Raw genomic sequence first — 16,031 nt, 5'->3', positions numbered from 1 at the left:
AAACAAAGTGCGGTCAGTTTTAATCAAATTTTAAAAAGAAAGTGAGCTAACAACACTATTCATCAATTGTTCGTAATAATTCGTTAATACCGACTTTACCTAAGGTTTTACCATCGACTTTTTTCACGATTACAGCGCAATATAAACTATATTTGCCACATTTAGATGGAAGGCTACCCGAAACCACCACAGACCCCGCAGGAACTCGACCATAAGTTACTTCGCCCGTTTCACGATCGTAAATTTTGGTTGATTGTCCAATGAAAACGCCCATAGAGATGACAGACCCTTCTTCCACAATCACCCCTTCGACAATTTCAGAGCGTGCACCAATAAAACAGTTATCTTCAATAATCGTTGGATTGGCTTGCAATGGTTCTAATACCCCACCAATACCAACACCGCCTGATAAATGCACATTTTTACCAATTTGCGCACAAGAACCAACCGTTGCCCAAGTATCCACCATAGTACCTTCATCAACACGGGCACCAATATTGACATAAGATGGCATTAAAACTGTATTTTTAGCGATATAGGCGCCTTTACGCACAGCTGCAGGAGGCACAACACGGAAACCTTCTTGTTGAAAACGTGCCGCATCATATTCAGCAAATTTCATTGGCACTTTATCATAGTAATTTGTCTCACTGCCGGCGACTAACTCATTATCATTAATACGGAAAGACAATAACACTGCTTTTTTTAACCATTGATGTGTGACCCATTCTCCATCAATTTTTTCTGCTACGCGATATTTTCCCGAATCTAAGCCTTCAATCGCTTCTTCAATCGCGGCTCGCGTTTGTGCATCGACTGTTTTTGGGGTGATTTCTGCGCGCTTTTCAAAAGCGGCTTCAATGATATGTTGTAATGACATGCAATTTTCCTCAATGGATGAACGTTTAAAGCCCTTAGTTTTATCATATTTCAGATAAAAACTCACCTTTTAATTTAAAAAGGTCAGCCTGAATTGAGATTAGAAATCAACCGACAAATATTGCTCATATCCGCCTATTTCAGCTAAAATCACATAGCCTATCGCTTAGTAAGGAACTCTTTTATGAATAAACAATATTTTCTCTCCCTCTTTAGTACATTAGCCGTTGCTCTAACGCTTTCTGGCTGCTGGGATAAAAAGCAAGATGAGGCTAATGCCATTCAATTCAATGTCAATCCAATAGAAATCACCAATTATGATGAAACACCGAAAGAAGTCTATCCGCTTGTTATCTCTTTCTCTGGTCCTGCCGCACCGATTACCTCGGTCAATAAAGAGCTTACACAAGGCATTTCTATTGAACCCGCATTAAAAGGAAAATGGGTTTGGAACAGTGACACCCTACTTTCATTTAAACCGGAAACTGATTGGCCAACAGGGCAAGATTATCGTGTTAAAATTGATAAAAAAATACTCAATCCTCAATTACACTATACGCAAAAATTAAACGAACCCGTCGTCTTTAAAACGCCAGAATTTAAAGCGACTTTAGTTGAACAATATTTTCATCAAGATCCTACGCAAGCACAGGTCCGCCACGCTATTTTCAAACTGTCGTTTACCCATCCTGTGGATCGTCAAAAATTTGAAAAAGCATTACAAGTCAATTTAGTGCGTAAAAACAACGACAATACACAAAATATCCTTTCCCCGTTAAAATTTAATGTTCGTTATGGTGAAAAAGATTTAGTTGCCTGGGTCAACTCAGACAACGTAGCACTCGCACAAAGCGACAACCAGTATATTGAAGTCAAAATAGATAAAAATCTCACCGCACTTTTAGGCAATAATTCGCTCGAAACAGACATCATTTCGTCTGTCAAAGTGCCGACGAAATACAGCTTGGATTTCTCAACTGGGATTTTGATTGCACAAAATGAGAAAAACGAAGCCGAACAAGTTTTACACTTAAATTTTACCCATAGCATTAAAGGTAATGAATTAGAAAAACATATTTCCGCTTATTTATTACCAGAGTTTACGCCTGAAAATCATCCTCATTGGCGTTATAACCTTATCAGTCGCGATGTTCTACAACATGCCGTTGCAGTTCCCCTCCAACGCCTAGCAACAGAAACGACTTATGCTAATCAACAAAGCTTTAAACTGGATATTCCTGAAAAACGCTGCTTATATATTGAAGTCCAAAATAAAATCACTGCCTTGGGTGGCTATGAAATGAAAGGGGCATTAGGCGATCTTGCCTGTGCACCAGATTATCCAAAATATGTTGGATTTGTTGGAAAAGGTTCAATTCTTTCTTCTATTGGTGAAAGAAAAGTGACTATTGCGACACGCAACTTTACAAAAGTTAAACTTGAAATTGGACGTATTCAAGAAGAACAATTACGTCACTTAATCGCGTTAAATCAAGGTAACTTCCAAAATCCCGATCTCGGTCAACTAAAAATCGACAATATTGCTGACTTCTTTACTAAAAACTACACACTGAATAATAAAAAACCACAAGAAACGACTTATCTTGGTATTGATCTAGAGAAAATCGTAAAACAAGCTGAACCTGCCATGGGAATCTATTGGTTAAAAGTCACAGGTGATAGCGACAACCCGAACTCAACTTTACGTGATACATCACAACATATGGATTGGCGTAATGATGCGAGCAATCAGTTCAGTGATTACCGTTTAATTGTGATCAGTGATTTAGGCGTCATTGCCAAAAAAGCCGTTGATGGAACACAAAGTGTATTTGTCCAATCGATCAGTCGTGGAGAGCCGGTTGAAGGGGCTACTGTTTCGGTGATTAGCCGTAATGGTTCTATTATTAAGAGCGATTATACTAATGAACAAGGCGTAGTAAACTTTTCCTCATTAGCGCATTTTAAACAAGAATTAGCGCCCGTGATGTATTTGGTTTCAACCCAAGAAAGTCTCTCTTTCTTACCTATTGATAAATATGATCGTAATTTAGATTATTCGCGCTTCGATGTAGGGGGGATTTATGCTAGTGAAAATGCTGCGAGCTTAAAAGCTTATTTATTTAATGACCGCGGTATCTATCGTCCAAATGAAACCTTACATACGGGGATCATTACTAAAGCACAAGATTGGCAGCTTGCGTTAAATAACATTCCACTTCAATTTAATCTCTATTCGCCGAGTGGCATGTTGATGCACAAGCAAACCATTCGTTTAGAAAAGAGCGGTCTGAATTCCGTCAGTTTTACTTTGCCTGAAACGGCAGAAACGGGTGAATGGTTTGCAGAATTACTGGTCACGGAAAAAAATAACCAAACCGAAATCGGTTCAATGACATTCCAAGTACAAGAATTTCAACCCGATAACTTAAAAATCAAAACAACCTTTAATCAAGCTCATGCCGAGGGATGGGTAGCACCGCAAGATTTAGTCGCTACAGTACAACTTGCTAATCTGTTCGGCACACCGGCACAAAACCGTAAAGTGCAGGCAAATTTAACGCTACAACCCCTGCTCCCTAAATTTAGTCAATATGCAGATTATCGTTTCTTTGATAATCAACGCAATAAATCCGCGATTCTGTATGAAACTGAATTGAATGAGCAAGTAACAGATAAAGAAGGTAAAGCCCACTTCCCTATTGATTTAACGCAATATGCGAAAAATACCGCACAGATGCTGTATTTTACGGCTGATGGTTTTGAAAATGACAGTGGACGTGCTGTATCGACGGTGAAATCAGTCATGGTGTCAGCACAACCTTGGTTAATCGGTTATCAAACGAAAAACGATTTAGCCTATTTGAAGCGTAATACACCGGCTGTGGTCAATTTCATTGCAGTTAATCCAAAATTAGAAAAAGTGGCAGTTGAGCATCTCAAAGCCACCTTATTAGAACGTAAGTATGTTTCAGTCCTGACACAACAAGCATCAGGCGCTTACAAATATGAGTCTAAGTTAATTGAAAATGAAATTGAGCAAACAACCCTACAGATTAACGCAACGGGTACTGATTTTACTTTAAATACTGGTAAGAGTGGTGATTATGTTCTGGTTTTAAGTAACGAACATGATCAAGAGGTAAATCGTATTCACTATGCGGTGATCGGGAATCAAAATGTCAGTGTGGCAATGGATAAAAATACCGAGCTCAAATTGCGTTTAAATAAAAAACAATTTAAACCGCATGAAGAAATCGAAATTGCGATTCATGCCCCTTATGCAGGAACAGGCTTAATTACCATTGAAAGTGATCGTGTCTATGCACATAAATGGTTTAAAGCCACCACAAACAGTTCTGTACAACGTATCCAATTACCAGAAAATTTTGAGGGTACTGGGTATGTTAATGTCCAATTCTCACGTGATATTCATTCCGATGATATTTTTACTAGCCCATTAAGTTATGGCGTTGTGCCTTTTACAGTCAATGTAGATAATCGACGCTTAAAATTGCAGCTAGATAGCCCGAAAAAAGTGAAATCCGGCGAAACGGTAGAATTTAAATTAAGCAGTGATAAGCCGAGTAAAGCCCTTATCTATGCAGTAAATGAGGGAATCTTACAAGTAGCAGGCTATCAATTTACGGACCCATTAAGCTATTTCTTCCCGAAATATGCACTACAAGTACAAACTGCCCAAATCCTTGATCTTATTTTGCCTGAATTCAGCAAAGTAATGCAGTTTGCACAAACAGGTGGGGATGCGGATATGAACATGGAGCTGGCAATGAAAATGGCAATGGCAAATATGAACCCATTTAAGCGAAAAACAGATAAACCTGTCGCTTATTGGTCTGGCATTGTCGATATCCATGGTGAGAAAACCGTCAGTTATCAAATTCCAGAGGAATTTAACGGTAACTTAAAAGTCATGGCGATTGCGCTTTCTCATGACGGTAAACACTTGGGACACGTTGCAACAGAGACACTTGTTCGTAATGATTTGATTCTTTCACCAACTGTGCCACTCACGTTAACGCCGGGCGATGAATCAGAAATAAATGTTGTCATCGCGAATAACACAAATAAAGCGCAACGAGTGAATCTCAAAGCTACTATTGAACCACAGCTAAGCTTTATTGGCGAAGCTGAAAAAGTCATTGATATTGCGCCAATGTCAGAAAGCCGTGCTGACTTTGTGATTAAAGCTACGCAAGAACTGGGTTCTAGCACTATTCGCTTTATAGCGAGTTATGAAGACGCTCAGCAACAAAAAGTCGATGCTGTCCGTCATGTTACTCTTTCTGTTCGTCCAATTATGCCAAAACAATTTGCTACGCAAATTCAAAAAGTCGCGGCAGGAAAAACTGTAACGAGTCCATTACCTATGACCCTCTTCCCACAACATCGTCAGCAGTCTGCCTTATTCTCAGCTGCGCCACTTGCTTTAGCACAGGGGGTATCAACTTATCTAACGCATTATGATAATTACTGCACAGAACAAATGATCAGTGCCGCGATGCCAATGGTCCTCTTTAGCAAAAATCCAGCATATCAACCATTATTGACCGCACTTTCACGGAAAGCGTCTCAAAATGTAGGTTCAACCGGTACGCATGATACGTTAGAAAAAGCCTTCAAGCTGTTACCAAGTCGCCAAACAGAATATGGTCACTACGGTATTTGGAATAACGTTGAAGAAGGTAATCTTTTCGTCACAGCTTATGTTGCGCATTTCTTAATTGAAGCAAGAGAACGTCATCTCGTCTTACCAAAAGCTTGGTTTGGACAACATGGTTTATTTAACAACACAATAAGTGCATTAGAAGAACAAAGTGTGCCACAAGAAGGAGATAGCTTAGCGACACTACGTCAACGCGCTTACTCTGCTTATTTATTAACACGCTTAGCCAAAGTACCATCCAATGCCTTATTGTCGATTCGTACTCAGCTAGAGCAACAATTTAGTGCAGAAGAGTGGCAAAAAGACACTGTTTCTGCATGGTTGGCAGCGGCTTATCACATGCTAAAACAAGACAATGAGGCCAATAAGTTGATTGAACCTGTTATCAATCAATTAGTTGCAGCACGCCCAGCACAATGGACATATGATGCATACAGTGACCCATTGATTAAAGACAGCACAATGTTGTATGTGATTGCACGTCACTTCCCTGCTCAGCTCTCGAAAGTTTCAGACAGTGTATTGGAACGTATCGTGCAAGATCTGAATCAGCAGCGCTATAACACACTCTCTTCTTCGATGGTATTGCTCGCATTGGATGCTTATGCACAGCAACACCAAAGTGAATTAGCAAACTTACAAATTCAACATCAAGGTAAAGAGATTAGTCAAAGTACACCGCTGTTCCGTTTTGCAGATTTAGCCGATACACAGATGGATATCAGTTTTGTCAATAATAGCCAACAACCCGCATGGTTTGCCTTAAGCCAAGTTGGCTATCCACAAAACGCCGCACAACAAGCTTTATCTCAAGGATTAGAAGTGGATCGCAGCTATACGGATAAAGAAGGGAAACCTATTCGTCAGGTTAAAATTGGCGATGTGATTTATGTCACCGTGAAAATCCGAGCAAGTACAGACTACGTGAGTGATGTCATCATCACCGATCTCTATCCGGCAGGCTTTGAAGTACTTTGGCAACAAGGTGCAGAAGATGATTTTGAAGATAGCTGGTTAGCACAACATACTGAGTTACGAGAAGATCGCTTACTCAGTTATTTAGACGCGGAAAAAGAAATGAAAGTCTTAAAATATCAATTAAAAGCGGTCAATATTGGCACTTTCCAGATTCCGCCAATTTATGCAGAAAGTATGTATGACCGTGCTATTAAAGCGTATTCCGCGAGTGAAGGACAAATTAAAGTCAGCAAATAATCCCGACTAACAAATATGCCCACCAATTTGGTGGGCATTTTTTTATCTGTTTTCAGCACTGAAAATAAAACGCATTCAGCATTAACGTATCGCTAATTCAATGCCTTCAAACAGTTTTTTCACTGCATTGTTATCACGTAATCGCTCTGCTTTTTCAACTAATTCACGTGTTAAGTGCGGTGAGAAATACTGAATAAAATCATACATGTACGCACGTAAGAAAGTGCTGTGTTTAAATGCAATTTGTACCGTACTTGGATTAAAGAGATGATCCGCATTTAAAGCAAGTAAATCACCATCATCTTTTGTATGCGCCATAGACGCCATAATGCCCACCCCTAAACCTAAACGGACATAGGTTTTGATCACATCCGCATCGGTAGCCGTAAAAACGATATTAGGTAGAATCCCAGCACGATTAAAAGCATAATCCAAATCGGACACTCCCGTAAAACCAAAGGTATAGGTCACAAGAGGATATTTTCCTAATTCTTCAATGGTCAGGTTTTTACATTGTGCAAGGGGATGATCATGCTTAATCAGTACCGAACGATTCCACATATAACAAGGTAAAAGCACCACATCATCAAATAAATACTGCGCTTCAGTGGTAATCGCAATATCCACTTCACCAGATAACAACGCATCATAAATCTGCGTTGGTGAACCTTGATGAATATGCAAACTGACATCAGGATACTTCTTTGAAAAACGTTCAATCACTGGCGGTAACACATATCGTGCTTGTGTATTGGTAGTAGCAATACGCAAAACGCCATGGTTGGGTTGAGTGTATTCATTTGCTACCGCTCTAATACTTTGTGTTTTGACTAAGAGCTCCCGTGCAATCGCTACGATTTTTTGTCCTGCCGGCGTTAAGGATTTAATATGCTTCCCATTGCGTTCAAAAATTTCTAAACCGAGTTCATCTTCTAATAAACGGACTTGTTTGCTGATCCCCGGTTGAGAAGTAAAAAGCGCGTTTGCTGCCTCTGTTACATTTAAATTTTGATTAACAATTTCTACAATATAACGTAATTGTTGTATTTTCATTCAGTTATCCTCTCACAGCACTGGCTGTATAAGAAAAAACTTATTTTTTATAACGTTTATTTAATTCAGCATAACGCTTCACAGCCTTACGAATTTGACCTGTTTTCGCTCTACGGCGAGGTTTTGTCACGTCAAGTTTCGTTTCCACCTCTGCTGGTAACCCAACTAATTCCCTTAGATAATTCACATTGGTTAAATCCATTTCTTCCCAACCGCCTCGAGGTAACGATTTCATTAAAGAAATATTGCCATATCGAGTACGAATTAATCTGCTCACTTGTACACCTTGGGACTCCCATAGACGACGAACTTCGCGATTACGTCCCTCCATTAAAGTCACGTCGAACCATTGGTTCATACCCACACCACCAGCAAATTTAATCTCTTTAAAATTGGCAGGACCGTCTTCTAATTGAACACCTTTTTTTAAGCGATGTAGCATCGCTTCATCAACTTGCCCGAAAACACGTACAGAATATTCACGCTCTACTTCTCGACTTGGATGCATTAAACGGTTCGCTAATTCGCCATCGGTCGTGAAAAGCAACAATCCAGAAGTATTAATATCCAAGCGTCCGACAGCAATCCAACGAGAACCGGTTAAACGTGGTAAACGGTCAAATACGGTCGGTCTTCCTTCAGGATCATGGCGCGTACATAACTCCCCTTCAGGTTTGTAATACATCAGTACACGACACACTTCTTTTTGTGCATGAAGTAAATTAATAAGATGTCCATCAATGCGGATTTTCACGCCAGCGTGTACATCAATACGATCACCTAGACTGGCGATCTTTCCATCAACGCTGACACGATTTTCGGCAATCATCGCTTCTATTTCACGACGTGAACCTTGACCGGCTCGCGCTAACACTTTCTGTAGTTTTTCCCCTTCAACTAAGGCGTTCTTAACTGTGGGTTTTACACTATGGGCACTGGCTTTTACCGATTTCGGTTGTGCTTCTGTCACCTTTTTCACATTTTTACTCGCCACAGCATTCGCGTTTGTAGAACGTCGCGATGTTTTTTGCTCAACGTGCGGTTTATTTTGACGAGAATTTGGTTTGGTAAACTTCATATTTCCTCTAATTTGTCGCTTTCACAAGCGTCTTTTTACGACATGATATTAGACAAAAGGCGCGGTAGACCCACTCCCTTCGCGGATAATTATCGGGGTATCGTTTGTTAAATCAACCACAGTTGTTGGTTCTGCGCCGAGATAACCACCATGAATAATCAAATCCACCTGTTTTTCTAAACGATCTCGAATCTCTTCAGGATCTGACTGGGTAACATTTTCCTCACCCGGTAACATCAAGGAACAAGATAAAATCGGCTCCCCTAAGGTGCTTAATAACGCTAATGCAATTTGATTGTCAGGTACACGAATCCCAATAGTTTTACGTTTTGACGTCATTAAACGTCGTGGTAATTCTTTTGTTGCCGTTAAAATAAAAGTATAACGACCTGGCGTATTATTTTTAATCAAGCGGTACGCCATATTATTCACCAATGAATAGGTAGATAATTCTGATAAGTCACTGCAGACAAGTGTAAAATTATGCCCTTCAGGTAATTGGCGGATCTGTACAATGCGATCCATCGCATGTTTATCACCGATCATACATCCCAGTGCATAACCAGAATCAGTCGGATAAACAATCACACCACCAGCACGTAAAATCTCCACTGCTTGATTAATTAAACGTACTTGTGGATTTTCTGGATGAATATAAAAAAATTGACTCATAATCTCAATATCCTTATGAATATATGGGCGGTATTATACACACTGTTAGGTCAATCCTATAACGATTTGAACGGAAAAAACGAAAAAATCCAACACGGACTTGATATCAAATGAGGGTATCACCTACTCACAACTTTGTTTACTATATAACAACAAAAAGAAGAAATAGCTATGTAAAATCAATAAGTTAATTAACTTAAAACTCTTCCTTAAAGGAAAAAGCTATTTTAACGTTAAATAAAAAATAAGCATGTTTAATAATAAAAAAGACGGGCTTCCCCGTCTTCTTGTGCTTATGACATTAAATTTGTCGATAATCATTTGCTTGTTGGAGCAACTGGCGACTTTCTTTCAGAAACTGCTCCGAGTATTCACCAAACCATTGTTTAACTTGTTCAAAGCTGTCAATGAATGCCTGCTTGTCACCATGGGTAAAAAATGCCAAACTTTCTTCATAACTTTGCTTTAAACTCTCAATGACCGCGAGATTTTCAGGCTTATCTAAAATAATATCGGCATAAAGTTCTGCATCTTGCGCAAATAAACGCCCAATCATCGCCAATTCTAAGCGATAAATTGGCGAAGAAAGTGCCAATAAATTCGCTAATTGAACCGGTTGTTTTGATAAATGTAAGCCATTAGCAAAAGTGGAAAAGTGTCGCAACGCTTGTACATACGTCATACTATGATCGTGTTCAGTCGCCTCAACTTGGTAGAATTTTGCCCCCCAAATTTGTATTTGGGTGATCAGCCATTGATAACATGATTTAAAACGACCATCACAGCGTACAATCACTTGTTTTGCCATGCTGGCAATATCCGGACCAAACATTGGATGTAAACCTAATACCGCACCAGCGTGCACATCTAACATCGCTTGTAATGGTGCACGCTTAACTGAAGTTAAATCCACCAACAGCATATTATCTGTCAAATAAGGCTTCAAACGTTTAATTGTTTCGACGGTTTTGGCGATCGGTACCGAAACAACAATCACATCTGTTTCGTGCAAAATCTTGTCCGCACTTTGCCAATCCTGTTGCTCTAAAATCTCAACAGAGTAACCAGACAACGTGAAATAACGTGCAAACAAGCTACCGAGTTTCCCTCCCCCACCTACGATCACGATTTTTTTGATCGCCGGATTCACGGTTTTAAAACCAAATTGGTTTTCCCGCGCATAAGATTCTCGCATGATACGACGTAATACATCTTCAATTAAATCAGCAGATACCCCTAACGTTTCAGCTTCCGCACGGCGGGCGTTGAGCATCTCCGCTTCACGTTCTGGCACATAAATCGGCAGACCTTGTTGATGCTTGACTTCACCGACTTGTTTCACTAACTCAAGTCGCTGTGCTAAAAGCTGTAATAACTGACGATCAACTTGATCAATCTGTGTTCTTAACTTATTTAACGTATCCACGTTGCATCCTTATTTTTGGCGCAATGCGCTCGTCATTTCACGCAATAATTGCTCTGTCGTCTGCCAATCAATACAGGCATCCGTAATCGAAACCCCATATTGCATTTCACTCAATGGCTGATCAGCACTTTGATTACCTGCGTATAAATGACTTTCTAACATCAACCCGATAATAGAGCGATTTCCCTTCACAATTTGCTGTACGGCATTTTTTGCCACTTTCGGCTGCAAACGGTAATCTTTATTCGAGTTACCATGGCTACAATCGATCATAATTGCTTGCGTCAAACCTGCTTTTTGCAATTCTTGTTCACAAAGTGCGATATGTTCAGCTTCATAATTTGGTGATTTTCCGCCACGCAAAATCACATGCCCATTGGGGTTGCCCGCTGTATGTAATAGATTGACTTGACCTTGTTGATTAATCCCAATAAAACTGTGTCCAACTGACGCTGCTTTCATCGCATTAATTGCGGTGGCTAAACTGCCATCCGTACCATTTTTAAATCCCACTGCCATGGATAAACCTGATGACATTTCTCTGTGCGTTTGTGATTCTGTCGTTCTCGCACCAATCGCAGACCAACTAAATAGATCAGCAATATATTGCGGCATAATGGGATCAAGTGCTTCGGTTGCCAAAGGGAGTCCCATTTCAGCCAGCTCTAGCAGTAATGCCCGTGCAATATGTAAGCCATGTTCCACATCAAATGAACCATCCAATTTCGGATCATTAATCAATCCTTTCCAGCCGACAGTTGTTCTTGGTTTTTCAAAATACACTCGCATCACAATATACAATTGATCTTGTAATTCTTCTGCTAAGTGTTTTAAACGTGAAGCGTATTCTAAAGCCGCGATCGGATCATGAATAGAACATGGTCCAATCACAACCAATAAACGCTGATCTTTTTTATGGATGATATTCGCAATATCACGGCGTGATTGCGCTATTTGGCTACGAAGAGGAAGGGATAGAGGGAGTTTTTCCTTCAATTCTTTTGGGGTAATCAGTACCTTTTCACCAACAATATTGACATTATGTATGTTATCTTTATTCACTTTTTATTCCTTAGTACATCATTATTTTTGAACACATTAAATCATGTAAACATTTATATACACTAAATGTAATAAATAATTTACATTAAATTTTCAAGAGATTCAATCACTAAAAGAGCGACTTGATAAAATAATGTTATTTTATAGGTTCCTTTTAATTGTTAATAGGTTGCTAAAAAACAATTGATAATCCCTTTCAGTTACAATCTCTAAATGAGAATAGTTTTTGTTGGATTTTTCTTTAAAATTAATTAGTTACAACAAATAACAACTAAAAATCGCTTGCTTATTCTCAATAACGTCTATACAATGCCCACATCAAATAGATTAAATAACAATCTATTATTCATTATTTTTTAACATATCAACGGAAAGGGGTCAGTTATGCTAAGTCAAGCAATTGCTGAGAAGCTAAATGAACAAATTAATCTGGAATTTTATTCATCAAATGTCTATTTACAAATGAGCGCATGGTGTGCACATCACGGTTACGAAGGTGCAGCTGCCTTTCTTTTACGCCATGCCGATGAAGAAATGGAACATATGCAAAAATTATTCAATTACGTCAGTGAAACCAGTGGCATGCCTTTACTTGGCAAAATTGAAGCCCCGAAAAATGATTACAAAACATTAAAAGAAATTTTTGAAATCACACTTGAACATGAAAAATTCGTCACATCTAAGATCAATGAATTGGTTGAAGTGACTTTCGCGCATAAAGATTATTCAACATTCAATTTTTTACAGTGGTATGTAGCGGAACAACATGAAGAAGAAATGCTGTTTAATAGCATTATTGACAAATTCAACTTATTAGGTGAAGACGGTCGTTCGCTTTATTTTATCGATCGCGATCTCGCCACACTATAATTTAGGAGAAGAACGATGTTATCACAAAATGTTATCAATTTACTCAACGAACAAATGAATTTGGAGTTCTATTCTTCTAATTTATATTTACAAATGAGCGCGTGGTGCGAACAAAACGGCTTTGACGGTACCGCCAAATTCCTCGCTGCACATGCGGCTGAAGAAATGCAACATATGCGTAAATTATTTACCTATTTAAATGAAACTGGCGCACTCGCTATTATTGGTGAAATCGCCGCGCCTGCACATCAGTATGGATCATTAAAAGAGGTGTTAGAGATCACTTATCAACATGAAAAATTGATTACAGCAAAAATCAATGAATTAGTGGGGAAAACCTTTGAAGAAAAAGATTATTCTGCTTTTAACTTCTTACAATGGTATGTCGCAGAGCAACATGAAGAAGAGAAACTATTTAGTGGGATTTTAGATAAACTGAATTTACTCGGTGAAGATGGTAAAGGCTTATTCTTGATTGATAAAGATTTAGGAAATTTAGCTAACAGTAAATAATCACAACATACTGCAAAGGCACGTTTTGAAACGTGCCTTTTTTATTCAAAATAGACCGAAAAAACACCGCACTTTTAGCCATGGGTATAAGTACGATAAAAAAATAAAAAGACCAAAATCCCGAGCATAATCAGGATTTGAATAAGTCGCTTTTTCGTTAACTTTTCTGCCGCCATTTTTCTCTCTCTTGCTTATATTTAACACTTCTTAATTGTAACATTTAATGATATTATTTGAGATAGATCAATTTTACATTATTTTTGTTGTATTAATTAAGGTTTTATTTATGGACACTAAAATTGGGCGCAAAGTGCAATCGGGTGGGTGCGCTATTCACTGTCAAGACTGTAGTATTAGTCAACTTTGTATTCCTTTCACACTTAATGAACAGGAACTTGATCAGCTTGACAATATTATTGAACGCAAAAAACCAATACAAAAGTCGCAAGTGCTGTTTAAAGCGGGTGATCCATTAAATTCTCTCTATGCGATCCGCTCTGGTACGATTAAAACCTATACTATCAGTGAAACTGGAGAAGAACAAATCACTTCATTTCAGTTACCAGGCGATCTTGTTGGCTTTGATGCAATCATGAATATGCAACATCCAAGTTTTGCTCAAGCACTGGAAACCTCTATGGTGTGCGAAATCCCATTTGACATTTTAGATGACTTATCCGGAAAAATGCCAAAGCTTCGCCAACAAATTATGCGTTTGATGAGTAATGAGATTAAAAATGATCAAGAAATGATTTTATTACTGTCAAAAATGAATGCTGAAGAACGCTTAGCGGCATTTATTTATAACCTTTCTAGACGTTATTCTGCACGTGGTTTTTCTGCTCGCGAATTCCGTTTAACCATGACACGTGGTGATATTGGCAACTATTTAGGTTTGACCGTTGAAACCATTAGCCGTCTTTTAGGTCGCTTACAAAAAATGGGGATTCTTTCTGTACAAGGAAAGTACATCACGATTAATGATATGGTCGCGCTAATTGAGTTATCCGGAACAACAAAAACCAATATTAAAATGGGAATTTAACATTTGAGTGCAACGTTTTGTTGCACTCCTCTACTTTTTTACATACGCACCTTGTTATTTCAATAAATCTTTTCTATCCTATAGACAACCTAATTAACAATGGAGGTTGTTATGAAGTTCAATAATATACTTGTCATTTTAAATCCAGAAAATGAAAAACAGTACGCTTTGGCACGCGCAGTGCGTTTAGTCAAAGAACAAAAAAGCCATCAAAAAGTCCGTATTACTGTTTTCTTATCCGTCTATGATCTTTCCTATGAAATGTCTGCTTTACTTTCTTCTGAAGAGCGCGCAGAAATGCACCAAGGTGTTATTGAGCAAAGAACCTTAGCGATTCAACCTTACTTAGAAAAGTATGCTGATCCAAATATCGAATTTGAAACTAAAGTGGTATGGCATAGCAATGAAGCAGAAGCCATTACTCACGAAGTCGAAAAGCATGAATATGATCTTGTCGTCAAGTATACGAAAGAAGAAGAAAGTATTACCTCCTTAATTTTTACGCCAATGGATTGGCAATTACTCAGAAAATGTCCAAAACCATTATTAATGGTGAGAGATGGTAATTGGAAACATCAACGACGAATTCTCATTGCTGTCAATGTTGCCGATGATGAAGAAAAAAACCATAAAGTCTTTAATGAACAATTAGTCTCTTTAGGTATTGATTTAGCCGATAAACTGGAACGAGGTAATGTACATTTAGTCACCGCTTATCCACCAACACCAATTAATATGGCGATTGACTTACCAGAATTTAATAGCGGTGAATATGAGAAAAATATCAGAGGTCAATATTTGCTGAATATGAAAGCCTTACGCCAGCAATTCAGTATTGATGAAGACCACACCCATGTACGCGAGGGTTTTCCAGAAGAAGTCATCCCACAAGTTGCCAAAGAACTTGAAGCAGAACTTGTGGTTTTAGGTACTATTGGTCGAACCGGCTTATCTGCCGCTTTTTTAGGTAATACCGCTGAACATGTGATTAATAAATTGAATTGTAGCCTACTCGCCATTAAGCCAGACAATCCAGAAGAGAGTAATTAATCTCACTTTCTAGCATAAAAAAATAGCCTGTTATATAACAGGCTATTTTAATAAAACGGGGTTTATTTATATTTTTTGTGATAAACGTTACGAATATCAAATAATTTTTTCGCGACGGTTTTAGCTGCGTCTAAATTTCCCTCTTGAGCCAGTTTATCCGCTTCATCAAGAGCAGTGATAAACTCTTTCATCCCCTCTTGATAACCTTTAAAATCCGCATCATTTGTAATACTTGATGGTCTTTTTTCACTAGATTGTTGCGCAATTTCACGCAATATTTTCACAGATTCTTGAAATTCAGCGACATCTTTTGCGTTAGTTAAGGTGGCAGCAACTGTTTTCATTTGATTCATTTCTGCACGTACATTTGCTTGAACTCCTGTCGCCACAGATAAGCCAATTAAGGTAATAGAAAGTAATTTTAGCAATTTATGCATTTATTATTCTCCCACAATGAATTATAAAAAAAATCGAACCATTA

At 38.5% G+C, this 16,031-nt stretch carries 11 protein-coding genes and 1 pseudogene; 5 read left to right on the top strand and 7 right to left on the bottom strand.

Translation table 11 applies throughout. The annotated features are described in order from the left end of the window. Positions 1-55: 55 nt before the first annotated feature. Positions 56-880: a 2,3,4,5-tetrahydropyridine-2,6-dicarboxylate N-succinyltransferase gene (dapD, locus tag KPF51_RS03965; RefSeq protein WP_061406108.1), complete on the bottom strand. Its 825-nt coding sequence runs from the start codon at positions 878-880 to the stop codon at positions 56-58. A 183-nt stretch (positions 881-1,063) separates the two neighbouring features. Here dapD and KPF51_RS03960 point away from each other — a divergent pair, with 183 nt between their 5' ends. Then, positions 1,064-6,781, top strand: coding sequence for an alpha-2-macroglobulin (locus tag KPF51_RS03960; RefSeq protein WP_064661069.1), 5,718 nt, complete (start codon positions 1,064-1,066; stop codon positions 6,779-6,781). 81 nt (positions 6,782-6,862) lie between these two features. On the opposite strand, the gene cysB is transcribed toward KPF51_RS03960, so the two are convergent. The 5 genes and pseudogenes from cysB to KPF51_RS03935 all read right to left on the bottom strand — a co-directional run bounded on the left by cysB (position 6,863) and on the right by KPF51_RS03935 (position 12,072). Next, positions 6,863-7,834, bottom strand: coding sequence for an HTH-type transcriptional regulator CysB (cysB, locus tag KPF51_RS03955; RefSeq protein ID WP_005726527.1), 972 nt, complete (start codon positions 7,832-7,834; stop codon positions 6,863-6,865). 40 nt (positions 7,835-7,874) lie between these two features. Continuing rightward, positions 7,875-8,735, bottom strand: a pseudogene (gene rluB, locus KPF51_RS03950) (23S rRNA pseudouridine(2605) synthase RluB); the annotation flags it as partial. Positions 8,736-8,960: 225 nt separating this feature from the next. After that, complete coding sequence (locus KPF51_RS03945) at positions 8,961-9,584, bottom strand: L-threonylcarbamoyladenylate synthase (RefSeq protein WP_005730733.1); 624 nt, start codon at positions 9,582-9,584, stop codon at positions 8,961-8,963. A gap of 301 nt (positions 9,585-9,885) precedes the next feature. Further along, on the bottom strand, positions 9,886-11,010 hold the full coding sequence (gene tyrA, locus KPF51_RS03940; RefSeq protein WP_061406111.1) for a bifunctional chorismate mutase/prephenate dehydrogenase: 1,125 nt from the start codon (positions 11,008-11,010) through the stop codon (positions 9,886-9,888). Between the two features lie 9 nt (positions 11,011-11,019). Next, positions 11,020-12,072: a 3-deoxy-7-phosphoheptulonate synthase gene (locus KPF51_RS03935; protein WP_005751502.1), complete on the bottom strand. Its 1,053-nt coding sequence runs from the start codon at positions 12,070-12,072 to the stop codon at positions 11,020-11,022. Positions 12,073-12,456: 384 nt separating this feature from the next. Between KPF51_RS03935 and ftnA (KPF51_RS03930) the strand changes: the two genes are divergently transcribed. From ftnA (KPF51_RS03930) to uspE, 4 genes are all read left to right on the top strand, one after another. Further along, positions 12,457-12,942 (top strand): non-heme ferritin, encoded by a 486-nt coding sequence (ftnA, locus tag KPF51_RS03930; RefSeq protein ID WP_005726547.1) that lies wholly within the window; start codon positions 12,457-12,459, stop codon positions 12,940-12,942. A gap of 15 nt (positions 12,943-12,957) precedes the next feature. Next, entirely contained in the window at positions 12,958-13,455 is a 498-nt protein-coding gene (gene ftnA / locus KPF51_RS03925; protein WP_005716086.1) for a non-heme ferritin, read from the top strand. Positions 13,456-13,741: 286 nt separating this feature from the next. Next, entirely contained in the window at positions 13,742-14,500 is a 759-nt protein-coding gene (locus KPF51_RS03920; RefSeq protein ID WP_005726550.1) for an FNR family transcription factor, read from the top strand. Positions 14,501-14,611: 111 nt separating this feature from the next. Next, entirely contained in the window at positions 14,612-15,550 is a 939-nt protein-coding gene (gene uspE / locus KPF51_RS03915; protein WP_005726552.1) for a universal stress protein UspE, read from the top strand. Between the two features lie 62 nt (positions 15,551-15,612). Here uspE and KPF51_RS03910 read toward each other — a convergent pair whose 3' ends face one another. Next, complete coding sequence (locus KPF51_RS03910) at positions 15,613-15,987, bottom strand: cytochrome b562 (protein WP_130561982.1); 375 nt, start codon at positions 15,985-15,987, stop codon at positions 15,613-15,615. Positions 15,988-16,031: the final 44 nt, after the last annotated feature.

The sequence above is a fragment of the Pasteurella sp. XG20 genome, assembly GCF_018968665.1.
Taxonomy (GTDB): domain Bacteria; phylum Pseudomonadota; class Gammaproteobacteria; order Enterobacterales; family Pasteurellaceae; genus Pasteurella; species Pasteurella multocida.
This window is presented reverse-complemented; position numbering and strand designations above follow the sequence as displayed.

Coding starts and splice junctions, on each gene's coding strand:
- dapD (WP_061406108.1), bottom strand. CDS start 880: ATGTCATTACAACATATCATTGAAGCCGCTTTTGAAAAGCGCGCAGAA.
- KPF51_RS03960 (WP_064661069.1), top strand. CDS start 1,064: ATGAATAAACAATATTTTCTCTCCCTCTTTAGTACATTAGCCGTTGCT.
- cysB (WP_005726527.1), bottom strand. CDS start 7,834: ATGAAAATACAACAATTACGTTATATTGTAGAAATTGTTAATCAAAAT.
- KPF51_RS03945 (WP_005730733.1), bottom strand. CDS start 9,584: ATGAGTCAATTTTTTTATATTCATCCAGAAAATCCACAAGTACGTTTA.
- ftnA (WP_005726547.1), top strand. CDS start 12,457: ATGCTAAGTCAAGCAATTGCTGAGAAGCTAAATGAACAAATTAATCTG.
- ftnA (WP_005716086.1), top strand. CDS start 12,958: ATGTTATCACAAAATGTTATCAATTTACTCAACGAACAAATGAATTTG.
- KPF51_RS03920 (WP_005726550.1), top strand. CDS start 13,742: ATGGACACTAAAATTGGGCGCAAAGTGCAATCGGGTGGGTGCGCTATT.
- uspE (WP_005726552.1), top strand. CDS start 14,612: ATGAAGTTCAATAATATACTTGTCATTTTAAATCCAGAAAATGAAAAA.
- KPF51_RS03910 (WP_130561982.1), bottom strand. CDS start 15,987: ATGCATAAATTGCTAAAATTACTTTCTATTACCTTAATTGGCTTATCT.